Below are 22,109 nucleotides of genomic sequence, written 5' to 3' on the forward strand. Positions count from 1 at the left end.
CACATGTCCTTTGAACTGCTTGCCACCGATGGCAGGGCGCGCCGTGGTCGGCTGACCTTCCCCCGCGGGGTGGTCGAGACGCCGGCCTTTATGCCGGTGGGTACCTACGGTACGGTGAAGGGCATGCTGCCGCGCGATATCGAGGCCATCGGTGCGCAGATCATTCTCGGCAATACCTTCCATCTGTGGCTGCGCCCGGGGACCGAGGTGATCCGCAGGCACGGTGACCTGCACGATTTCATGCAATGGCAGGGGCCGATTCTGACCGACTCCGGCGGCTTTCAGGTATTCAGTCTGGGTGCCATGCGCAAGATCAAGGAGGAGGGGGTGTACTTCTCCTCGCCGGTTGATGGTGCCAAGGTGTTCATGGGGCCGGAAGAATCCATGCAGGTGCAGCGCGCGCTGGGCTCGGACATCGTCATGATCTTTGATGAGTGCACGCCCTATCCGGCGGATCTGGATACGGCTCGTCGCTCGATGGAGCTGTCGTTGCGCTGGGCCAAGCGCTCCAAGCAGGCCCACGGCGATAATCCGTCAGCGCTGTTCGGCATCATTCAGGGCGGTATGCACGAAGAGTTGCGCTTGCGCTCGCTGGAAGGGTTGAGCGAGATCGGTTTTGACGGCCTGGCGATCGGAGGCCTGTCGGTCGGCGAGCCGAAGGAAGAAATGATCCGCGTGCTGGATTTTCTGCCGGGCCACATGCCGCCGGAAAAACCCCGTTACCTGATGGGAGTAGGCAAACCCGAGGATCTGGTAGAAGGTGTGCGCCGCGGCGTGGACATGTTCGACTGCGTGATGCCCAGCCGCAATGCGCGCAACGGTCACCTGTTTACCGAGGCGGGCGTGATCAAGATCCGCAACGCGGTACATCGCCACGATGAGTCGCCGCTGGATCCGGCCTGTGATTGCTACACCTGTCAGCACTTCTCCCGCGCCTATCTGCATCACCTGGACAAGTGCGGCGAAATGCTCGGCAGCATGCTCAATACCATCCATAACCTGCGGCATTATCAGCGGCTTATGGCAGGTTTGCGCGGTGCCATTCAACAGGGTACATTGACCGCCTTTGTGGAAAACTTCTACGCCAAACTGGGCCGGCCGGTACCGCCGCTGGAGCCTTGAATGGTGGCCGGAGCGCCCCCATAACCGATTTTTCGCAGTTCAATAACAGGAGCGTCACATGAGCTTTTTCATCCCCGCCGCCATGGCACAGTCTGCAGGTGGCGCCGCACCGGCGGGTACCGGTTTTGAGTGGATCTTTCTGATCGGCTTCGTGGTCATCTTCTATCTGATGATCTGGCGCCCCCAGGCCAAGCGTGCCAAAGAGCACAAGAACCTGCTGGCGGGCCTGTCGACCGGTGATGAAGTAGTAACCGGTGGCGGCATTCTGGGCAAGGTCAAGAAAGTGACCGACGAGTTCGTCGTGCTGGAAGTGGGTGATAGCCAGGAACTGAAATTCCAGAAAGGCTCCATTGTTGCTGTCCTGCCCAAGGGCACGCTGAAAGCCATCTAATTACCTCGCAGACCCCGTTCCGGGCGCCCATCAGGCGCCCGGACTGCTATCAGGCCCTGATATGCTCAACCGTTATCCCCTCTGGAAATACCTGCTGATCGTGACCGTGCTTGCACTGGGCGTGATCTATGCGTTGCCGAACCTTTATCCCGACGACCCTGCCATTCAGATCTCCGGCGCCAGCTCCACTCAGGTCATCGATCAGGCTGATCTTGACCGCATCGAGCAGGCGCTGGCTGCAGCCAATCTGCCGACCAAGGGCACCGAACTGGGTGCCAACGGCCGCTCCGGCCTGGTGCGTCTGGTTAATCGCAGTGATCAGTTGAAGGCGCAGGATGTTGTCCGTGACGCGCTCGGCGCGCGCTATGTTGTGGCGCAAAACCTGGCGCAGACCACGCCGGACTGGCTGTCTGCAATTGGGGCTGGCCCCATGACACTGGGTCTGGACCTGTCCGGTGGTGTGCACTTTCTGCTGCAGGTCGACATGGACAAGGCCATCGAGTCTCGGGTCAATGTCTACCAGAGTGAGCTGCGGGGCCTGATGCGCACTGAGGGGATTCGCTATCGCAGTCTGCCGACCCAGGGCAACACCCTGCAGTTCGGCTTTGCCGACGAAGACCAGCGCAGTGAAGCCCGTCGCCTGATTGCCGGCAAGTACAATCAATTTGTGACTGCCAATGCCGAACTCAAGGATCAGGCTGTATTGCAGCTGACCCTGTCCGAGGCCGAAGTGGCCGCGATTCGCGATTACGCGGTGCAGCAGAACCTGACTACCGTGCGTAACCGGGTCAATGAGCTGGGGGTGGCCGAGCCGCTGGTGCAGCGTCAGGGCGCCAACCGTATCGTAGTGGAGTTGCCGGGCGTGCAGGATACCGCTGAGGCCAAGCGGGTTCTGGGCAAGACCGCCAACCTGGAGTTTCGTCTGGCGGCCGAGCCTGATGCGCCGCGCGCAACCACCGAGTCCTTTGCCTTCCGCAGCGCAGAGGGGCGTACGGCCGATGTTGAGCGCAGCATCATCATTACCGGTGACCAGGTCACCGACGCCCGTTCCAACTACGACGAGAACGGTCGCCCGCAGGTCAATATCAACCTCGACAGCCACGGCGGCGAGTTGATGAACCGTGCCACCCGCAGCAATATCGGCCGCGGCATGGCGGTGCTGTTCATTGAGCAGCGCCAAGTCAACCGCAAGGTTATGCAGGAAGTCGATGGTGTGATGCAGGAGGTCGAGATTCCGGCGTTCGTCGAGGAAAAATCGATTATCAGCCTGGCCACCATCCAGAGCGCGCTGGGCAATCAGTTCCGCATCACCGGTCTGGACTCGCCGGCTGAGGCCTCCGAGCTGGCGCTGCTGCTGCGTGCCGGCGGCCTGGCGGCGCCGATGCATTTTGTTGAAGAGCGTACGATCGGCCCGAGCCTGGGGGCAGAGAATATCGCCAAAGGTGTGACTGCGACTCAGGTCGGCTTTGTACTGGTGCTGGTGTTCATGGTGCTGGTCTATCGCGCCTTTGGTGTGTTTGCCGGTATCGCATTGAGCTTCAACCTGGTGCTGTTGCTGGCGCTGATGTCGATGCTCGGTGCCACTCTGACACTGCCGGGTATCGCCGGTATCGTGCTGACGCTGGGTATGGCGGTGGATGCCAACGTGCTGATCTTCTCCCGTATCAAGGAAGAGATCGCCAACGGCATGTCGCCACAGCGTGCGGTGCATGAAGGCTTTGACAAGGCATTTTCAGCCATCGTGGACGGTAACCTGACTACCCTGTTGGTCGGGGTCATTCTGTTTGCCATGGGCTCCGGTCCGATCAAGGGCTTCGCCGTAACCCTGTCGCTGGGGATTGTGACCTCCATGTTCAGTGCCATCCTGGTGACTCGCGCATTGGTCAATCTGACCGTTGGCGGTCGCGACATCAAAAAGCTCTGGCTGTGAGGAAACACCGATGAACATTCGTAAAACCATTAATTTCCTCCGCCTGCGCAAGTTCTTCTATGTTGTTGCCGTTGCGCTGATGCTGGCGTCGGTGGCCAGCCTGGCGGTCAAGCAGCTGAACCTGGGGCTGGACTTCACCGGCGGTGCGCTGGTGGAGCTGAACTACAGCGAGGCTGCGGACCTCGAGGCGATTCGCGCCACGCTGCGCGAGAATGGCTGGGGCGATGCCGTGGTGCAGAACTTCGGTGCCTCCACCGACGTGCTGATCCGCCTGCCCAGCGATGACCCGAATCTGGGTAATCAGGTGGCTCAGATGATCAAGACCACCGATGGCAGTGATGTATCGGTCAAGCGGGTCGAGTTTATCGGTCCGCAGGTGGGTGAAGAGCTGCGTGATCAGGGCGGTCTGGGTATGCTGGTGGCGATCGCCGGTATCCTGCTGTATGTCTCTCTGCGCTTCCAGATGAAGTTCGCGGTGGCGGCGATTCTGGCGCTGGTCCACGACGTGATCTTTACCCTCGGGGTGTTCTCGTTTTTCGGGATTTCGTTCGACTTGACGGTGCTCGCGGCGATTCTGGCAGTGATCGGCTACTCGTTGAACGACACCATCGTGGTGTTCGACCGGGTGCGTGAGAACATGCGTCTGATGCGTCAGACCGAGCTCACCGACATCATCAACATCTCCACTACCCAAACGCTCGGCCGTACCATGGCCACCTCGTTCTCGACCATCCTGGTACTGCTGGCGCTGTTCTGGTTCGGTGGTGAAAACATCCACGGCTTCGCCACGGCGCTGCTGATCGGTGTGGGTGTGGGTACCTACTCCTCCATCTATATCGCCGGTGGTCTGCTGGTGACCATGAAGCTGACTCGGGATGACCTCATCCCGCCGCAGGTGGAAGAAGCGGTCGACGATAGGCCCTGAGCGCCGGCTTCGCCGGCGCAGCGGCAAGCCTCAAGAGGTAAGCTTCAAGCCGCAAGCTACAAGCGGCAAGAAAACCCGCGTCGGAACTGAATCCGGCGCGGGTTTTTTTGTTTTGGGTTGGCTTGAAGCTTACGGCTTGTAGCTTGCAACTAAAAAAAGGCCCACACCGATCAGGGTGTGGGCCTCTCTGGTTTGCCCTGCGCGGCCAGCTTGCCGCTTGAAGCTTAGAGCTTGCCGCTTGCTGCTTACATCTTCATCCCGGGCGTCAGGTGCGGCTGAATGGCGGTCAGCACGGCCTTGAAGCACTTGGGGTTGCCCGCGACGATGTGCCCCTTGTCGAGGAACTGGTGGCCGCCGCTGAAGTCGCTGACCAGGCCGCCGGCTTCCTGGATCAGCAGGGCGCCGGCTGCCATGTCCCACTCGGCCAGGCCAAATTCCCAGAAGGCATCGAAGCGGCCGGCGGCAACATAGGCCAGGTCCAGGCTGGCAGCGCCTGCGCGGCGAATGCCGGCCGTCTGGCCGACCAGGCTGCGGAACATGCCGAGGTAGTTATCCAGCGAGTCGACCTGATTGGCCCGGAACGGGAAGCCGGTGCCGAGCAGGGCGCCTTCCAGTGACTTGCGGTTGCTGACGCGCAGGCGGCGACCGTTCAGTGCTGCGCCACGGCCACGGCTGGCGGTGAATTCTTCCTGACGAATGGGGTCCAGAATGACGGCATGCTCGATGCGGCCCTTGACCCGGCAGGCGATGCTGACGGCGAAATGCGGTACGCCGCGAATGAAGTTGGTGGTGCCGTCCAGCGGGTCGATGATCCAGACGGTGTCGGCGCCGTCGCCGTGGCCGGGCTGGAAGCCGCTCTCTTCTGCCTGGATGCTGTGATCCGGATAGGCTTTGCGCAACTGGCTGATGATCGCCTGCTCGGCGGCGCGGTCGACTTCCGAAACATAATCGCGCGCGTCCTTTTCGTCCACGGCGAGCACATCGAGGCGTTCCATGGAACGGTAAATGAGCTCTCCTGCGCTGCGCGCGGCACGCAGGGCGATGTTCAGCATAGGCTGCATATGGGGTATGTCTCTGTCGGAAGATGAAAAGCCGGACATTGTAGCAGAGTTGAAAATGAACAGAAATGCGTCATGGCTATCAGGTCGCAGCTTTTGTAAGATGCAGGGTCCCATTTTTGGCTTGAAGGTGTCGCTGTGCTGAAGAACGTGCGTGTGGTGTTGGTCAACACCAGTCATCCTGGCAACATCGGCGGCGCTGCTCGGGCCATGAAGAATATGGGATTGTCCGAGCTGGTGCTGGTTGATCCCGAGCGCTTCCCCGATCCTGATGCGGTTTCTCGCGCCTCAGGTGCGGACGATGTGCTGGCCAATGCAAGAATTGTCGCGACGCTGGAAGAAGCCATCGCCGATTGCTCGCTGGTGCTCGGCACCAGTGCTCGCGATCGCCGCATTCCCTGGCCGGTGCTGGATCCGCGTGAATCCGCTGACAAGGTGCTGGATCAGCTGGAGCAGCTGCCGGATGCGCAAATCGCACTGGTATTTGGTCGTGAGGACTCCGGTCTGACTACCGACGAGCTGCAGCGTTGCCAGTATCATGTGCATATTCCCTCGATGCCGGACTTCAGCTCGCTGAATCTGGCGGCAGCCGTGCAGGTGCTGGCCTATGAGCTGCGTATGCAAAGTCTGCAGCGCGAAGGCGCGCCGACCAAGATGCACAAGGTCGAAACCACCGCTGTTTTCAACGAGATTCCGGCGACCGCAGGCGAGCTGGAGCAGTTTTATCAGCATCTGGAGCAGGTGCTGGTTGAAATCGGCTTCCACGACCCTCAGAAACCACGGCAGCTGATGCCGCGCTTGCGCCGCCTGTACGGGCGGGTCCATTTGAATCGAATGGAGATGAACATCCTGCGCGGCATCCTGACCGAAACCCAGAAGGCCGTCGGCGTCAAAGCAGCCGGCGAGCGGAGAACCTGACCATGTTTGATCGCATGAAAGAAGATATCGCCAGTGTATTCCACCGTGACCCTGCCGCGCGCAACACGCTGGAAGTGCTGACCTGTTATCCCGGCTTGCATGCGGTCTGGTTGCATCGGGTGTCGCACGCTCTTTGGGTGCGCCGTGCCTACCTTTTGGCGCGCATGCTGTCGCACTTCGCCCGCTGGCTGACCGGCATCGAGATTCATCCCGGAGCCAAGATAGGTCGTCGCTTCTTTATCGATCACGGCTTTGGTGTGGTGATTGGTGAAACCACCGAGATAGGCAATGACGTTACGCTGTATCAGGGTGTAACGCTGGGTGGTACCAGCTGGGATCAGGGCAAGCGTCACCCGACGCTGGAGGACGGCGTCGTCGTCGGCGCCGGTGCCAAGGTGTTGGGGCCGTTTACCGTCGGCGCCGGAGCCAAGATTGGCTCCAATGCTGTTGTAACCAAGGCAGTGCCAGCAGGTGCGACCGCGGTCGGCATTCCCGGGCGCATTATTCCGAAGGACCCGGAGCCTTCCGCCGAGTGCGAGCAGCAGGCCAATCGTCAGGCCATGGCGGAAAAGCTCGGCTTCGATGCCTATGGCGTCAGTCGCGATATGCCGGATCCGGTGGCACGTGCTATCGGGCAGATGCTGGATCATATGCACGCGGTAGACAGCCGTCTCGAGGGCATGTGCAAGGCATTGAGTGAGCTGGGCAGTGATTATTGCGCCAAGGAGCTGCCGGCGCTTGGTGGTGAGGATTTTGATCTGCTCAAGGATGACGAGACGGATGTAGCGGCAACCGATGCCACGACTGAGAAGCCTTGACGGAGTTGCTGATGAATCAGCCGATTTACCTGGATTACGCTGCTACAACGCCGGTTGACCCGCGGGTCGCCGAGAAGATGGTGGCGTGCCTGACCATGGATGGCAATTTTGCCAACCCGGCTTCGCGCTCTCACGTATACGGCTGGAAGGCCGAGGAAGCGGTTGAGAATGCCCGTCGCCAGGTGGCTGATCTGGTGGGTGCCGACCCGCGCGAGATTGTCTGGACCTCCGGTGCCACCGAGTCGAATAACCTGGCGATCAAGGGGATGGCGCATGCCTTGCAAGCCAGAGGGCGCCATCTGATTACCTCGAAGATCGAACACAAGGCGGTGATTGACTGCTTCAAGCTGCTTGAGCGGGAAGGCTTTGAGGTCACCTGGCTTGAGCCGGGGGCGGCGGGTGTCATTACGCCCGAGCAATTGCGTGCGGCGCTGCGCGAAGACACCGTGCTGGTATCGCTGATGCACGTTAATAACGAGATCGGTACGATCAACGATATTCAGGCCCTGGGTGAGGTTGCCCATGCCGTCGGGGCGGTGTTTCATGTCGATGCGGCGCAGTCGACCGGCAAGCTGGCAATCGACCTGCAGACTCTGCCGGTTGATCTGATGTCCTTCAGCGCCCACAAGACCTATGGGCCAAAAGGCATCGGTGCGCTGTTTGTGCGCCGAGCCCTGACGCCCAAGCCGCAGGCGCAGATGCATGGTGGTGGTCACGAGCGCGGGCTGCGCTCCGGTACCCTGGCGACCCATCAGATCGTGGGTATGGGCGAAGCCTTCGAGCTGGCCGGCAAGCTGATGAAAGACGAGGGGGCGCGAATTGCCGCTCTGCATGACGCGCTGCTCAAGGGCCTGGCCGGGCTGGACGGCGTCAGCCTCAACGGCAGCGCGGAACAGCGGGTGCCGCACAACCTCAATCTGGCCTTCGCTGGCGTTGACGGTGAGTTGCTGTTGCTCGCACTCAAGGATCTGGCGTTGTCGACCGGCTCCGCCTGTACCTCTGCCGCGGTCGAGCCCTCTTATGTGCTGCGCGGGATTGGTCTGAGCGACGAGCTGGCGCACAGTTCCATTCGTCTGTCGCTCGGGCGCTTCACCTCTGAGCAGGACGTGCAGCGGGCTGCCGAAATCATTTGTCAGGTGGTAACGCGCCTGCGTGCCGGCTGACGGTTTCCGTCAGCTACGCTGCTGTTATCTATTTGTCTTTAACCTGCGTATAATCCGCAGGTTAACCATCTTTTGTAAGTCTATTCTGTAACTACATCTCTGGAGAGTTTTATGGCCGTTGAACGTACCCTGTCCATCATCAAGCCCGATGCCGTTGCCAAAAACGTCATTGGTCAGATCCTGACCCGTTTCGAGCAGGCTGGTCTGCGCGTTGTTGCTGCCAAGATGGTTCAGCTGTCCCAGGCCGATGCCGAAGGTTTCTACGCCGAGCACAAAGAGCGTCCTTTCTTCAAGGATCTGGTTGGCTTCATGACTTCTGGTCCGGTTGTTGTTCAGGTTCTGGAAGGCGAAGGCGCCGTTCTGAAAAACCGTGAACTGATGGGCGCTACCAACCCGAAAGAAGCCGCTGCCGGTACCATCCGCGCCGACTTCGCCGAGTCCATCGATGCCAACGCGGTTCACGGCTCCGACTCCACCACTTCCGCTGCGCGCGAAGTGGCCTACTTCTTCGCCGAAACCGAACTCTGCCCGCGCTAAGGCCGGGTTTGGTTCTCTCAGCCGAGTGATGTGATCGCCATGACCGATACCACCAGCAAGACCAATCTGCTGGGTCTGACACAGCAGAAACTGGAAGCTTTCTTCGAAGGATTGGGAGAGAAGCGTTTTCGCGCCGGCCAGGTCATGAAATGGATGCATCACTACGGCGTAGACAACTTCGATGACATGACCAATATCGGCAAGGCCCTGCGTGAAAAGCTCAAGGCCAATGCCGAGATTCGTGGCCCCGAGGTTGTCAGCGAGGATATCTCCCGCGACGGCACACGCAAGTGGGTCGTGCGGGTTGCCTCGGGCAGTTGCGTCGAGACGGTGTACATTCCGCAAAACGGGCGCGGCACCCTGTGTGTGTCGTCTCAGGCGGGCTGTGCGCTGGATTGCAGCTTCTGCTCGACCGGCAAACAGGGCTTCAACAGCGATCTGACCGTGGCCGAAATCATTGGCCAGGTGTGGATTGCCAGCAAGTCCTTCGGTTCCGTTCCTGCTACCGCCGATCGTGCGGTCACCAACGTGGTGATGATGGGCATGGGCGAACCGCTACTGAATTTTGACAACGTTGTGGACGCCATGACGTTGATGATGGACGATCTCGGTTACGGTATCTCCAAGCGCAAGGTGACGCTGTCTACCTCCGGGGTAGTACCGATGATCGAGAAGCTCGCCGAGAAGGTGGACGTTGCCCTGGCGCTGTCGCTGCACGCGCCGAATAACGCCTTGCGCAACCAACTGGTGCCGCTGAACAAGAAGTATCCGCTGGAAGTCTTGCTGCCGGCCTGCAAGAGCTACATCGCCGGGCTTGGCGAGAAGCGCTCGCTGACGGTCGAGTACACCCTGCTCAAAGGGGTCAACGACCAGCCCGAGCATGCGGCCGAAATGATCGAGCTGCTGCGCGATATTCCGTGCAAGATCAATTTGATCCCGTTCAATCCCTTCCCGCATTCCGGCTACGAGCGGCCGAGCAACAACGCCATTCGCCGGTTTCAGGACATGTTGCACCAGGCCGGTTACAACGTCACGGTGCGCACCACGCGTGGGGAAGATATCGATGCGGCCTGCGGGCAACTGGTCGGGCAGGTTATGGATCGCACCCGCCGAAGCGAGCGCTACATTGCGGTACGCCAGTTGGCAACAGACGCAACCGAGACCGCGCCGTCCGAGACGCGGCACACTGCAGGTTAATCACTCAGGCCGGAAAAGGATGTTGACATGAGCAAGCCAAGCGCCGCGATCTTGATCTTCTGTCTGCTGCTGGCGGGCTGTGTCAGCACGGGGCAAAACAGCCGCAAGGTCGATCCGGCCGCCGCCCGCGATGCTTACGTTCAGCTCGGTATCGGTTATCTGCAGAAAGGGGAAACCGAACGTGCCAAGCAGCCGCTGAGTGAAGCGCTGAAGCTGGACCCCCGCTCGGCATCGGCGAATATGGTGCTGGCGCTGGTATTCCAGCAGGAAGGCGAGTACGACGCTGCCGAAAAGCACTTTCGGACTGCGCTTGCCAGTGAGCCGGAGAACGCCCGGCTGCTGAATAATTACGGTGCGTTTCTGCTTGACCGCGAACGCTACCAGGAAGCTCTCGAGTATTTCAACAAGGCCGCAGCCGATACGCTTTACAGCGAACGCTCGCGCGTATTCGAGAACCTGGGTATCGCCTATCTGCGCATGGGTAATATCGATGCCGCCCGCGAGAATCTCGAGCGCTCCCTGCGGCTGAACATCCGCCAGCCGCGTGCGTTGCTTGAGCTGGCGCAGATCGAGTTTGCTGAAGGCAACTTTGTGCCCGCGTGGAATCACTATCGTCGCTTCGACCAGTTGTCCGAGCAGAATGCCGCCAGCCTCTGGCTGGGTGTGCGCCTGGCGCGTCGATTCGAGGATCACAGCAAGGCTGCCAGCTATGCGCTGCAGCTCAAACGTCTCTATCCCAACAGTCCTGAAGCCCGCGCGCTTGTGGAGTCCGAAAAGTCATGAGTTCCGAGCGTCATGATGCAGCAGCAGACATGGCAGAACCAAACACCCTGCGTAACCCTGGTGAAACCCTGCGCGAGGCTCGTGAAGCTCGCGGCCTGAGCATCGCCGAGGTTGCCCTGGAGCTGAAAATCTCGCGTCAGGCGGTAGAGCACATCGAAGCAGGCCGGTTCGACCGCTTGCCCGGTGATACCTTTACCCGCGGCTACATACGCAGTTATGCGCGGCTGATGGGGCTGGACCCCAACCGGCTCGCCGTTGAATTCGATCGGCATCGTGGTATCGAGGTACGCGAGCGTCCGGTCAGTTCTATCGCCCGGGTCCAGATGCCGAACGGGTCTGGGCGGTCCATCATGCGCTGGAGCACCCTGCTGATTGTGCTGGTGCTGATGGCCTCGGCATGGTGGTGGTACGAAGCCGGCCGCCCTGTCTCCGAGCCGTTGCCGCCGATGGAAGAACTGGAGTCCGAGTTGCTGCTGGACGATGTCGAGGTCGATGCCATGACGTTGCCCGAGGCAATTGCCGAGCAGACAGAGGCGCTGCCCGCCGACTTGCTGGCCCCTGAGCCTGAAGCGCCGGCTGCCGACCCGCTCGCGACCGAGGCGGTTGCGGATGCGGCGGAGGCGCCTCAGGAAGCGACCCTGGTTGCGGATGCACAGACTGAGGTGGTCGTTCCCGTCGAGGAGCCTGCAGCCGTCGAGGGGCGTGGCCTGCAGTTGAGTGTGGCCGCCGATTGCTGGGTGCAGGTCAGTGCCGTCGACGGCCAGGTCCTGCATAGTGGCCTGTTGCGCGATGGCCAGGCGCTGGACATTGATCACGCAGGTCCGTTGAACCTGGTGATCGGCGACCGCAGTGCGGTCACCACCATTCGCTTTCAGGGTAACCCCGTAACGTTGCCGCCGCAGAGCCAGTCCGGTGTCGTCCGGCTGCGTCTGGGCGAGTAAGAGGTCAGTCAGTTATGCAGCATGAGTCGCCGGTCAAACGTCGTGTCTCCCGGCAGATCAAGGTGGGTTCGGTACTGGTAGGTGGTGATGCGCCGATTTCGGTACAGAGCATGACCAACACCGAAACCTGTGATGTGGCCGCTACCGTCGAACAGATTCGGCGGCTGGAAGCGGTTGGTGCCGATATCGTGCGGGTCTCGGTGCCGAGCATGGAGGCTGCCGAGGCCTTTGGTGAAATCCGCAAGCAGGTCGGTATCGCGCTGGTCGCCGATATTCACTTTGACTACAAGATTGCCCTGCGGGTCGCTGATCTGGGTGTTGATTGTCTGCGCATCAACCCGGGCAACATCGGCCGGGAAGACCGGGTCAAGGCCGTGGTCGACGCCGCGCGCCACAATGGCATTCCGATTCGTATCGGGGTTAATGCTGGCTCGCTGGAAAAGGATCTGCAGAAGAAATACGGCGAACCGACTCCGGCGGCGCTGGTGGAATCGGCGCTGCGCCACGTCGAGCACCTTGATCGCCTGGATTTTCAGGATTTCAAGGTCAGCGTCAAGGCGTCCGACGTCTTCATGGCGGTTGATGCCTACCGCCTGCTGGCCAGGCAGATCGAGCAGCCGCTGCATCTGGGGATTACCGAGGCGGGTGGCCTGCGCTCGGGCACGGTGAAGTCGGCGGTCGGTCTGGGTATGTTGCTGGCTGAAGGCATTGGCGACACTATCCGCATCTCGCTGGCGGCCGACCCGGTGGAGGAGATTCGCGTCGGCTTCGACATTCTGAAGTCGCTGCGCCTGCGTTCGCGCGGTATCAATTTCATTGCCTGCCCGAGCTGCTCACGCCAGAACTTCGATGTGGTCAAGACCATGAACGAGCTGGAAGCGCGCCTCGACGACGTGCTGACACCGCTGGATGTTGCGGTTATCGGCTGTGTCGTCAACGGTCCGGGCGAAGCCAAGGAGGCCGACATCGGCCTGACCGGTGGCTCGCCGAACAACCTGATCTATCAGGACGGCAAGCCAGACCAGAAGGTGGATAACGCCGAGCTGGTCGACCGGCTGGAAAAAATGATTCGAGATAAAGTGGCTGCCAAACAGGCGCTGGATGCCAACACCATCGCCCGCGGTTGAGCGGTCAGGCAATAGGAAACAGACTTTGAAGACCCTGCAAGCCGTTCGCGGCATGAACGATGTGCTGCCCGAAGACAGCGCCCTGTGGCAGTACTTTGAGCGCACTGTCGCTGACCTGTTGACCACCTACGGTTACCAGCAGGTACGTATGCCGATTGTCGAGCCGACCGAGCTGTTCAAACGCTCCATCGGCGAAGTGACCGACATCGTCGAGAAAGAAATGTACACCTTCGAGGACCGTAATGGTGACTCGCTGACCCTGCGCCCGGAAGGCACCGCAGGCTGCGTGCGCGCCATGCTGCAGCACGGTCTGCTCGGGGGCGGTGTTGCCCAGAAGGTCTGGTACAACGGCCCGATGTTCCGTCACGAGCGTCCGCAAAAGGGCCGCTATCGCCAGTTTCACCAGATCGGCGTGGAAACCTTCAACCTGACCGGTCCGGACATCGATGCCGAGCTGATCGTGCTGTCCTGGCGTCTGTGGCAGCGTCTGGGTATCAGCAATGCGGTCAAGCTGGAGCTGAACAGCCTGGGCAGTGCGGAAGACCGTGCCCGCTACCGCGATGATCTGGTTGCCTATCTGCAGGCGCGATTTGATCAGTTGGATGAGGATAGCCAGCGCCGACTTGCCAGCAACCCGCTGCGCATCCTCGACAGCAAGGTGCCGGAGACCCAGGCCCTGCTGACAGACGCGCCGAAGCTGGCCGACTACCTCAACGACGAGGCACGCGCTCACTTCGACGGCCTGCGTGCACTGCTGGACGAAGTTGGCATCCCTTACGTAATCAATCCCAAACTGGTGCGCGGGCTGGACTACTACGGCCTGACGGTGTTCGAATGGGTGACTGACCAGCTCGGTGCCCAGGGTACCGTCTGCGCCGGTGGCCGTTACGACGGTCTGGTAACCCAGCTGGGCGGCAAGCCGGCCCCGGCTGTGGGGTTTGCCATGGGTATCGAGCGGCTGTTGCTGCTGATCGAGACGCTTGGTTGCGTGCCCGCCGAACTGGCCCGTCAGGTGGATGTCTATTTCGTCACCCTGGGCGATGTGGCTGCCAGGGCGGGACTGCGTCTGGCCGAGCAGCTGCGCGATGCGCTGCCGTCATTGCGACTGGTCGTGCACGCTGGCGGTGGCAGCTTCAAGAGCCAGTTCAAGAAGGCCGATAAGTCCGGTGCGCTGTACGCGCTGGTGCTGGGCGAAGACGAAGTGGCTGCGCAGCAGATCGGTTTCAAACCGCTGCGCAGTGGTGAGGAGCAGGAAACCTTGAGCTGGCAGGATGTGCCGGCTCGACTGGCAGAGAGTATTTGAGCGGCGCTTGCCGTTTCTGGTTTGGCTAAGGAGTTTTAGGGTGGCTTACGAGACAGAAGAAGAACAGGTAGAGAAGCTGAAGGAACTCTGGCAGCGCCATGGTGTGCCGTTGCTCACCGGTGTGGCTATAGCCCTTGCGGGGGTGTTTGGCTGGAATGCCTGGCAGAACTATCAGCAGGGCCAGGCGCAGGGCGCTTCAACCCTTTACCAGACCATGCTCGAATCCGTACTGAGCAGTGACAGCGAGGCGTCGCGTGCGCGCGCAGCGGAACTGGCTACCCAGCTGCGTAAAGAGTATTCCAGCACCCGTTATGCCGACTATGCCGCTTTGATGCAGGCGCGCCTGGCGGTTGAGGCGAGTGACTATCCTGTTGCCGAGAAGCACTTGCGTGAGCTGGTAGACACCAGCAAGGATGCGGCGCTGCAGGAAGTGGCGCGTCAGCGTCTGGCGCGGGTTCTGGCTCAACAGGAGCGTGCCGAAGAAGGCCTGGCGCTGTTCGCCTCACCGGTCGAAGGTTCCGAATTGAAGGCGGGCCGCGAAGAGGTGCGGGGCGACCTGCTGCTTGCCCTGGGTCGCAAGTCGGAAGCCCGGGCGGCCTACCAGGCGGCCATTGAGGCGCTCGAGGATGCATCCGCGCGTCCGCAACTGCAATTGAAGCTGGATGATCTGGCGGAGGAAGCCTAGTGAAAGTGATGTCCCGTTATCTGGTGCTGGGTCTGGCCGCTGCATTGATGGTCGGTTGCAGCAGCTCCGGCAAGAAGGAATTGCCTCCGGCCGATCTGGAAAAGTTTGATGCCGAGGTTCAGTTGGACCGTGTCTGGAAGCGCAACATCGGCGTAGGTCAGGGCGATCTGTACAACAACCTGACCCCGGCCCTTGATGGTTTGACCCTGTACGCTGCCGACGCCGAAGGGCGGGTTGTCGCATTGAATCGCGAAGATGGCGACGAGAAGTGGGAAGTCAAACTCAAGGCGCCCCTGTCTGGTGCTGTTGGTGCCGGCGGTGGTCTGGTCATTGTCGGTACCCTCGATGGTCAGGTGATCGCTCTGGACGAGAACGACGGCAGCGAGAAGTGGCGCGCGCAGGCTTCCAGCGAAGTGCTGGCGCCGCCGCAGACCAACGGAGACGTGGTCGTCGTGCAGACGCAGGATGACAAACTGGTTGCCCTGGATATCAGCAGCGGCGAGCGTCGCTGGATCTATGAATCCTCGCTGCCGGTGCTGACCGTGCGCGGCCACAGCACGCCGATCGTTGGCGTGCGTCAGGTCTTCGCCGGCATGGCCAGCGGCAAGGTCGTTGCGCTGGCAGCCGATACCGGCATTCCCCTCTGGGAGCAGCGCGTCGCGCAGCCCAAGGGGCGTTCCGAGCTGGAGCGTATGGTCGACATCGATGGCCAACTGCTGCTGGTTGATCAGCGCCTTTATGTTGTGTCCTATCAGGGCAGCGTGGCCGCACTGGATGCCCAGACCGGGCAGCCGCTGTGGCAGCATCCGGCCTCCAGCTATGTTGGTCCCGGCGCGGGCTTCGGCAGTGTGTATGTCAGTGAAACCAGCGGCACCGTGCAGGCGCTTGACGCCGGTAGTGCTCGCGAGCTGTGGAGCAACGAATCGCTTGCTCGCCGCCAGCTGACGGCACCGGTTGCCTTCAGCAACTATGTTGCGGTAGGTGACTTCGAAGGCTATCTGCACCTGCTGGCCCAGACTGACGGTCGCATGGCCGGTCGCGTCAAGGTCGATGGCGACGGTCTGCGTGCCAGCCCGCTGGTGATCGGTGATCTGCTGTTCGTATACGGCAATAGCGGCGATCTGGCAGCCTACAAGCTGAAGTAAGCCGAAAAGCGGTTATACTTTCCCGGCCGTTACACAGTCAGGTGTAACGGCCGTTTTGTTTTTTTGCACAGCATCTGTGCGCGGAGTAATCATGGTTCCTGTCATCGCTCTCGTGGGGCGGCCGAACGTCGGCAAATCCACCCTGTTCAACCGTCTGACCAAGAGTCGTGACGCTATTGTTGCCGACGTCGCCGGCCTGACCCGCGACCGTCAATACGGCGAGGCAGTCTGGCAGGGCAAGCCCTATATCGTGGTCGATACCGGTGGTATCACCGGGGACGAGCAAGGCCTCGATCTGATGATGGCAGGTCAATCTCTGCAGGCTATCGAAGAAGCCGACGCCGTGCTGTTTCTGGTCGATGCGCGCGCTGGTCGTACCGCAGGCGATGAGCAGATTGCCGAGCACCTGCGCAAGCGCAACAAGCACACCTATCTGATCGCCAACAAGATTGATGGCGCGGATCCGGATGCCATCCTGGGCGAGTTCGCCAACCTTGGCCTGGGCCAGCCGCTGGGTATTGCCGCCGCGCACGGCCGCAATATCAACCCGATGCTGGACGCGGTACTCAACGACGAGAGCCTGCAGGTTACGGGTGAAGAAGGGCGCGTGGTTGAGCCGATCGGCACCAAGATTGCGATTATCGGCCGACCCAACGTAGGTAAGTCCACGCTGGTCAACCGCATGCTCGGCGAAGACCGGGTTGTGGTGTTCGATCAGGCGGGAACTACCCGTGACAGTATCTACATCCCCTATGAGCGCTTTGAAAAGCCCTACACGCTGATCGATACCGCCGGCGTGCGCCGTCGCGGCAAGGTGTTCGAGGCCATCGAGAAGTTCTCGGTAATCAAGACCCTGCAGGCGATCCAGGACGCCAACGTGGTGATCTTTGTGGTCGATGCCCGGGAAGGGATTGTCGAGCAGGATCTGCACCTGCTGGGCTTTGTACTCGAAGCGGGGCGCGCTCTGGTGATTGCCGTCAACAAGTGGGACGGCATGAAGCAGGAAGAGAAGGAGTACGTCAAAACCGAACTGGAGCGCCGGCTGATTTTCGCCCAGTTTGCTGACATCCACTTTATTTCTGCATTGCACGGCAGTGGTGTCGGCCTGCTCTACAAGTCAGTGGATCAGGCCTATCAGGCTGCGATGACCAAGATTCCGACGCGCCGCATGACCGAGATTCTGGAAGATGCCGTCAGCGAGCACCAGCCGCCAATGGTCAATGGCCGTCGCATCAAGCTGCGCTATGCCCACCTCGGTGGCTCCAACCCGCCGATTATCGTGGTGCACGGCAATCAGGTCGACGCGGTGCCGCGCTCCTATACCCGCTACCTGGAGAACACCTTCCGCAAGGTGCTCAAGCTGACCGGTACGCCGATCCGTGTCGAGTACAAGGGCAGTGACAACCCTTACGCCGATCGCAAGAACACGCTGACCGAGCGTCAGGTGAACAAGAAGCGCCGCCTGATGAGTCACAACAAGAAGATGAAGAAGAAGAGCAAGGACAAGCGCTGATCCTGCTCAAATGAAAAAGCCGGCTTGACGCCGGCTTTTTTGTGCCTGCTATTCAGGCATCCATTGCTCCCGGCAGCCGCACAGCCGCGGCATGCCGTGGCCCTGCGGGTGGAGGAGGTCGTTGCATTCGTAGGGACGCGACATGTCGCGTCCGCCAGGCGCGTGCTCATCCCCCTGCAATTGCACTATTCAGGCATCCATCACCGGATAGTCGGTGTAGCCTTCTGCGCCGCCGCCGTACAGCGTGCGCGGGTTGACCTGATTGAGCGGCGCGCCGGCCTGCAGCCGTGCGACAAGGTCCGGGTTGGCAATGTAGGGGCGCCCGAACGCCGCAAACTGCGCCAGACCGCTGTCGATTGCGGCAGAGGCGCTTTCGCCATCCAGGCCGCCAGCGAGGATAAAGTCGCCCTTGTAGACCTTGCGCAGCGCGGCCAGCAACTCGTCGAAACCCTCGTAACTGCCACCCGCCCAGTCCGGCTTGTTGACGTGGACGTAGGCCAGCCCACGGCTGTTCAGCTGCTCCAGCAGATAGGTAAAGGTTTCCAGCGGGTTGGCGTCCTCAACACCGTTGAAGGTGCCGAGCGGAGAAATGCGGATGCCAACGATGCCGGCGTCGCCGGCGGCGGCGACCACTGCATCGACGACTTCGAGTACCAAACGGGCCCGGTTTTCGACGCTGCCGCCATACGCATCGGTGCGCTGGTTGCTGTTGGAGCAGAGGAACTGGTCAAGCAGGTAGCCGTTGGCAGCGTGAATCTCTACGCCGTCAAAGCCGGCCTGCAGTGCGTTGCGGGTCGCTTGGGCGTAGCTTTCCACCACCTGAGGCAGCTCTGCAGTTTCCAGGGCGCGCGGGGTTGATGCCGCGGCCTTATGATGACTGCCGTCCGGCTCCTGAACGTAGACCTCCGCCTTGGCGGCAATAGCCGACGGGGCAACCGGTGCCTGACCGTTGGGCTGAATCAGGGTGTGCGAGATGCGGCCAACGTGCCACAGCTGCAGGAAGATACGACCACCAGCGGCGTGTACCGACTCGGTCACGGCCTTCCAGCCTTCAATCTGCTCGGGGCTGTGAATGCCCGGCGTCCAGGCGTAGCCCTGTGCTTCGGGGCTGATCTGCACACCTTCGCTGATGATCAGGCCGGCGTTGGCGCGTTGGGTATAGTACTCGACGTTCAGAGCGTGGGGCAGATTGCCGGGCTGGGCGGCGCGTTGGCGGGTCAGCGGGGCCATTACCACGCGGTTGGGCAGCTGAAGGCTGCCGAGGCGAGCGGGTTGAAACAGGGTATTGCTGGACATGGGTGTCTCCCGGATTCAGTCATCGGTGAATTACCAATGCCGGCCATTATGGGGGTGGCATTCCTTTTGGCAAGTACGTACGATTTTGGCAGTCACTTACCAAAAGGTAATCATAAGATGACCGAAGAGCAGTTGCGTATCGCCGATAGCAAGCGATTGGTGCGTGGCGACAAGACCTACTCGACGCCTATCGAAGTCACGCTGGATGTGATCGGCGGCAAGTGGAAGGCTGTATTGGCCTACCACATCATTCAGGGGCCGCAGCGCTTCTCGGAGTTGAAGCGTTTGGTGCCGGGTATTACCGAGAAGATGCTGACCCAGCAGTTGCGCGAGCTGGAGCGCGACGGCGTGGTGAGTCGCACGGTGTTTGCCGAGGTGCCGCCACGGGTTGAGTACCGGATTACCGAGCACGGTGCGAGTTTGCAGCCGGTACTGGCGGCGATGTGCAGCTGGGGGAGAGAGCACTGGCAGCAGAGCGCTGCCGGTGCAGAAGGCTGATCCGCAGGACGATGCCCTGCGGATTCAGGGTCAGGCGGCTTGTGCCTCGGCCTGACGCAGTGCCCGGTTGAGTGCGCTGAACAGAGCACGGAAGCTGGCGGTAGTCAGGTTCTCGTCGATACCCAGACCGTGTACCGGGCGACCGCCGTCCAGGCGGACTTCAACGTAGGCCGCGGCTTTGGCGTTGGTGCCCGAGCCGATGGCGTGCTCGTGGTAATCCATGATCTCCACGGCAACCGGCAGACCGGCGACCAGTGCCTCCAGCGGGCCCTTGCCCAGACCGCGCCAATGCAGGGTATTGCCCTGATTGAGCACTTCGACGTCGACCGCGCTGGTGCCGTTTTCTTCCTGCAGGCGATGACGGATCAGCGCATACGGGCTGGTTGCCTGCAGATATTCCTTCTCCAGCAAACCGTGAATCTGCGCTGCAGTCAGCTCCAGGCCAAGGCGATCGGTTTCACCCTGAACCACCTGGCTGAACTCGATCTGCATGCGGCGCGGCAGGCTGATGCCGTACTCCTGTTCCAGCAGATAGGTGATACCACCCTTGCCGGACTGGCTGTTGACGCGGATGACCGCCTCGTAGCTGCGACCGATGTCGGCCGGATCGATCGGCAGGTAGGGGACTTCCCAAACGCCGTTCGGGTCCTGCTGGGCAAAGCCCTTGCGAATCGCATCCTGGTGCGAACCGGAGAAGGCGGTGTGGACCAGATCGCCAACATACGGGTGGCGCGGATGAACCGGCAACTGGTTGCATTCTTCCACGACCTTGCGCACGGCGTCGATATCGGAAAAGTCGAGCCCCGGATGCAGACCCTGGGTGTACATGTTCAGCGCCACGTTGACCAGGTCGACGTTACCGGTGCGCTCACCGTTGCCGAACAGGCAGCCTTCGACGCGGTCAGCCCCGGCCATCAGGCCCAGCTCGGTCGCGGCTACACTGGTGCCGCGATCGTTGTGGGTGTGCAGGCTGACCAGCACGCTGTCGCGGCGGCTGATGTGGCGGCAGAACCATTCGATCTGGTCGGCGTAAATGTTCGGAGTGGAGACCTCGACGGTAGCCGGCAGGTTGAGGATCACCTTGTTCTCGGGCGTCGGCTGCCAGACGTCGAGCACGGCATCACATACCTGAACGGCGAAGTCCAGTTCGGTGGAGGTGAAGATCTCCGGTGAGTACTGGAAGGTCCACTGGGTGTCTGGTTGCTTGGCGGCCAGCTGTTTGATCAGCTTGGCGGCGTTGACGGCAATATCGGTCACGCCCTGCTTGTCCTGCTTGAAGACGATGCGGCGGAAGCTCGGTGCGGTCGCATTGTAGACATGAATGATGACCTTCTTGGCACCTCGAACGGACTCAAAGGTGCGTTCGATCAAATCGGCGCGGGCCTGGGTCAGCACCTGAATGGTGACGTCTTCCGGGATATGGCCATCCTCAATCAGCGTGCGCACGAAGTCGAAATCGGTCTGCGAGGCAGATGGGAAGGCAACTTCGATCTGCTTCAGCCCTACAGCGACCAGCGTCTTGAAGAACCGCAGCTTGCGCGCCGGATCCATCGGCTCGATCAGTGACTGGTTACCATCACGCAGGTCGGAGCTGCACCAGACCGGTACTTCGGTAATGGTGCGGCTGGGCCACTGGCGGTCGGGCAGGTTGATCGGCTGGAACGCGCGGTACTTGCTGGACGGGTCTTTGAGCATGCTCATGGTCTGGGTTTCCCTGGGCTGGCCGGCCTCTTGTGAAGGCCTGAGGCAATGACAGATAAGAGTTCGTTGCAGTAGAAGGTAATGTCTGAGGTTTTGAGTTGCAACAAGTTGAGAAAAATTGGCAGGAATCACCTTATGGTGAATAAATGTTGGTTTTTATTGTCGCTATGGCGCGAATTCTGCCGGATCTTTGCGCGCCCGTTTCCGGACGGGTTCAAGGCTGGTAGGTGCCAATGAAAATCGTCGGATCAACCCGGTTGCCATTCAGGCTGACATTCCAGTGCAGGTGCGGGCCGGTCGCGCGGCCGGTAGAACCCACCTTGCCGAGAACGCCGCCGCGGGGGATTTCCTGACCCACGGCCACGTCAATGGCTGACAGGTGACAGAACATGCTGATCAGCCCCTGGCCGTGGTCAACGAAGACGGTTTTGCCGTTGAAGAAGTAGTCACCCACCAGAATGACCTGACCGGCAGCGGGCGCCTTTATCGGCGTGCCGGTGCCGGCGGCGAAGTCGAGGCCGGAGTGCGGATTGCGTTCCTCGCCATTGAAGAACCTGCGTACACCGAAGGGGCTGGACTGGCGGCCAGGCACCGGACGGTCGAACAGCAGGTTGCTGGGCTGGCGCGGGCTGAAATGCGCGTAGGCATCGGTCTGCTCTTTCAGCTCACGTTCAATGCGTGCCAGTTGCGCCGGATCCGGATTGACCTGACTGCGGTTTTTCAGGGTGATGTGCTGCTGGGTGTACTCGCGTGAGCCGACATTGAATGCCAGCTGGCGACCGTCCGCCAGATCGATTTGCTGCTGGCCGGCCGGTACATCCAGGCCCAGTCCGACGATGGCGATCCAGCGCTGGTCATCTTCGCGGATGGTCAGCAGCGGTTTGCCCTGAAAGGTTGCCCGCGGCGCCTCGGCTTGCTCGGGCAGCACCACTACGGCAACGCCGCCGGGCACCGGTTTGTTGAGCAGCCGGGTAATAAAACCATCGGCCAGCGCGGGCAGGCTGAAGGCGGTGAGAAGCAGTACCGCCAGCGGGCGGCGCAATCGATTACCGAGCATG

General features: G+C 61.0%; 21 protein-coding genes. 17 read left to right on the plus strand and 4 right to left on the minus strand.

What is annotated here, in order from left to right:
• Window positions 1-3: 3 nt before the first annotated feature.
• The 4 genes from tgt to secF all read left to right on the plus strand — a co-directional run bounded on the left by tgt (window position 4) and on the right by secF (window position 4,368).
• Complete coding sequence (tgt, locus tag ACZ5WQ_RS17455) at window positions 4-1,122, plus strand: tRNA guanosine(34) transglycosylase Tgt (protein ID WP_228247515.1); 1,119 nt, start codon at window positions 4-6, stop codon at window positions 1,120-1,122.
• A 58-nt stretch (window positions 1,123-1,180) separates the two neighbouring features.
• Window positions 1,181-1,513, plus strand: coding sequence for a preprotein translocase subunit YajC (yajC, locus tag ACZ5WQ_RS17460; protein WP_088274707.1), 333 nt, complete (start codon window positions 1,181-1,183; stop codon window positions 1,511-1,513).
• Window positions 1,514-1,574: 61 nt separating this feature from the next.
• Window positions 1,575-3,443: a protein translocase subunit SecD gene (secD, locus tag ACZ5WQ_RS17465; RefSeq protein WP_464382762.1), complete on the plus strand. Its 1,869-nt coding sequence runs from the start codon at window positions 1,575-1,577 to the stop codon at window positions 3,441-3,443.
• A 10-nt stretch (window positions 3,444-3,453) separates the two neighbouring features.
• Window positions 3,454-4,368, plus strand: coding sequence for a protein translocase subunit SecF (gene secF / locus ACZ5WQ_RS17470; RefSeq protein ID WP_464382763.1), 915 nt, complete (start codon window positions 3,454-3,456; stop codon window positions 4,366-4,368).
• A gap of 245 nt (window positions 4,369-4,613) precedes the next feature.
• On the opposite strand, the gene suhB is transcribed toward secF, so the two are convergent.
• Complete coding sequence (gene suhB / locus ACZ5WQ_RS17475; RefSeq protein ID WP_228247499.1) at window positions 4,614-5,429, minus strand: inositol monophosphatase family protein; 816 nt, start codon at window positions 5,427-5,429, stop codon at window positions 4,614-4,616.
• Between the two features lie 135 nt (window positions 5,430-5,564).
• On the opposite strand from suhB, the gene trmJ reads away from it, so the two are divergent.
• The 12 genes from trmJ (at window position 5,565) to der (ending at window position 17,556) form a co-directional block, all read left to right on the plus strand.
• Window positions 5,565-6,344: a tRNA (cytosine(32)/uridine(32)-2'-O)-methyltransferase TrmJ gene (gene trmJ / locus ACZ5WQ_RS17480; protein ID WP_464382764.1), complete on the plus strand. Its 780-nt coding sequence runs from the start codon at window positions 5,565-5,567 to the stop codon at window positions 6,342-6,344.
• A gap of 2 nt (window positions 6,345-6,346) precedes the next feature.
• Complete coding sequence (gene cysE, locus ACZ5WQ_RS17485) at window positions 6,347-7,162, plus strand: serine O-acetyltransferase (RefSeq protein WP_228247497.1); 816 nt, start codon at window positions 6,347-6,349, stop codon at window positions 7,160-7,162.
• Window positions 7,163-7,173: 11 nt separating this feature from the next.
• On the plus strand, window positions 7,174-8,325 hold the full coding sequence (locus tag ACZ5WQ_RS17490; RefSeq protein WP_464382765.1) for an IscS subfamily cysteine desulfurase: 1,152 nt from the start codon (window positions 7,174-7,176) through the stop codon (window positions 8,323-8,325).
• A gap of 111 nt (window positions 8,326-8,436) precedes the next feature.
• Window positions 8,437-8,862 carry a nucleoside-diphosphate kinase gene (gene ndk, locus ACZ5WQ_RS17495; RefSeq protein WP_088274719.1) on the plus strand — a complete coding sequence of 142 codons (426 nt, stop codon included), beginning with the start codon at window positions 8,437-8,439 and terminating at the stop codon, window positions 8,860-8,862.
• 39 nt (window positions 8,863-8,901) lie between these two features.
• The gene (gene rlmN, locus ACZ5WQ_RS17500; RefSeq protein WP_464382766.1) at window positions 8,902-10,059 is read left to right on the plus strand and encodes a dual-specificity RNA methyltransferase RlmN; all 1,158 of its coding nucleotides are present in this window, start codon (window positions 8,902-8,904) and stop codon (window positions 10,057-10,059) included.
• 27 nt (window positions 10,060-10,086) lie between these two features.
• A complete protein-coding gene (gene pilW / locus ACZ5WQ_RS17505; protein WP_269687995.1) occupies window positions 10,087-10,842 on the plus strand; it encodes a type IV pilus biogenesis/stability protein PilW in 756 nt (251 codons plus the stop codon).
• Window positions 10,839-11,783: a RodZ domain-containing protein gene (locus ACZ5WQ_RS17510; RefSeq protein WP_464382767.1), complete on the plus strand. Its 945-nt coding sequence runs from the start codon at window positions 10,839-10,841 to the stop codon at window positions 11,781-11,783. The genes pilW and ACZ5WQ_RS17510 overlap by 4 nt, the downstream gene beginning before the upstream one ends.
• Before the next feature lie 14 nt (window positions 11,784-11,797).
• The gene (ispG, locus tag ACZ5WQ_RS17515) at window positions 11,798-12,910 is read left to right on the plus strand and encodes a flavodoxin-dependent (E)-4-hydroxy-3-methylbut-2-enyl-diphosphate synthase (protein WP_088274725.1); all 1,113 of its coding nucleotides are present in this window, start codon (window positions 11,798-11,800) and stop codon (window positions 12,908-12,910) included.
• 52 nt (window positions 12,911-12,962) lie between these two features.
• The gene (gene hisS, locus ACZ5WQ_RS17520; protein ID WP_464383669.1) at window positions 12,963-14,213 is read left to right on the plus strand and encodes a histidine--tRNA ligase; all 1,251 of its coding nucleotides are present in this window, start codon (window positions 12,963-12,965) and stop codon (window positions 14,211-14,213) included.
• A gap of 40 nt (window positions 14,214-14,253) precedes the next feature.
• Complete coding sequence (locus ACZ5WQ_RS17525) at window positions 14,254-14,898, plus strand: YfgM family protein (RefSeq protein WP_088274729.1); 645 nt, start codon at window positions 14,254-14,256, stop codon at window positions 14,896-14,898.
• 8 nt (window positions 14,899-14,906) lie between these two features.
• Window positions 14,907-16,043 (plus strand): outer membrane protein assembly factor BamB, encoded by a 1,137-nt coding sequence (gene bamB, locus ACZ5WQ_RS17530; protein ID WP_464383670.1) that lies wholly within the window; start codon window positions 14,907-14,909, stop codon window positions 16,041-16,043.
• A 91-nt stretch (window positions 16,044-16,134) separates the two neighbouring features.
• Window positions 16,135-17,556 (plus strand): ribosome biogenesis GTPase Der, encoded by a 1,422-nt coding sequence (gene der, locus ACZ5WQ_RS17535; protein ID WP_228247491.1) that lies wholly within the window; start codon window positions 16,135-16,137, stop codon window positions 17,554-17,556.
• 189 nt (window positions 17,557-17,745) lie between these two features.
• On the opposite strand, the gene ACZ5WQ_RS17540 is transcribed toward der, so the two are convergent.
• Window positions 17,746-18,852, minus strand: coding sequence for an alkene reductase (locus ACZ5WQ_RS17540; RefSeq protein WP_464382768.1), 1,107 nt, complete (start codon window positions 18,850-18,852; stop codon window positions 17,746-17,748).
• Between the two features lie 117 nt (window positions 18,853-18,969).
• On the opposite strand from ACZ5WQ_RS17540, the gene ACZ5WQ_RS17545 reads away from it, so the two are divergent.
• Window positions 18,970-19,350, plus strand: coding sequence for a winged helix-turn-helix transcriptional regulator (locus ACZ5WQ_RS17545; RefSeq protein WP_464382769.1), 381 nt, complete (start codon window positions 18,970-18,972; stop codon window positions 19,348-19,350).
• A 30-nt stretch (window positions 19,351-19,380) separates the two neighbouring features.
• Here ACZ5WQ_RS17545 and leuA read toward each other — a convergent pair whose 3' ends face one another.
• Complete coding sequence (gene leuA / locus ACZ5WQ_RS17550) at window positions 19,381-21,051, minus strand: 2-isopropylmalate synthase (protein WP_464382770.1); 1,671 nt, start codon at window positions 21,049-21,051, stop codon at window positions 19,381-19,383.
• A gap of 214 nt (window positions 21,052-21,265) precedes the next feature.
• A complete protein-coding gene (locus ACZ5WQ_RS17555) occupies window positions 21,266-22,108 on the minus strand; it encodes a peptidoglycan DD-metalloendopeptidase family protein (RefSeq protein WP_464382771.1) in 843 nt (280 codons plus the stop codon).
• Window position 22,109: the final 1 nt, after the last annotated feature.

The sequence above is a fragment of the Halopseudomonas sp. T1L2 genome (genome assembly GCF_055397385.1).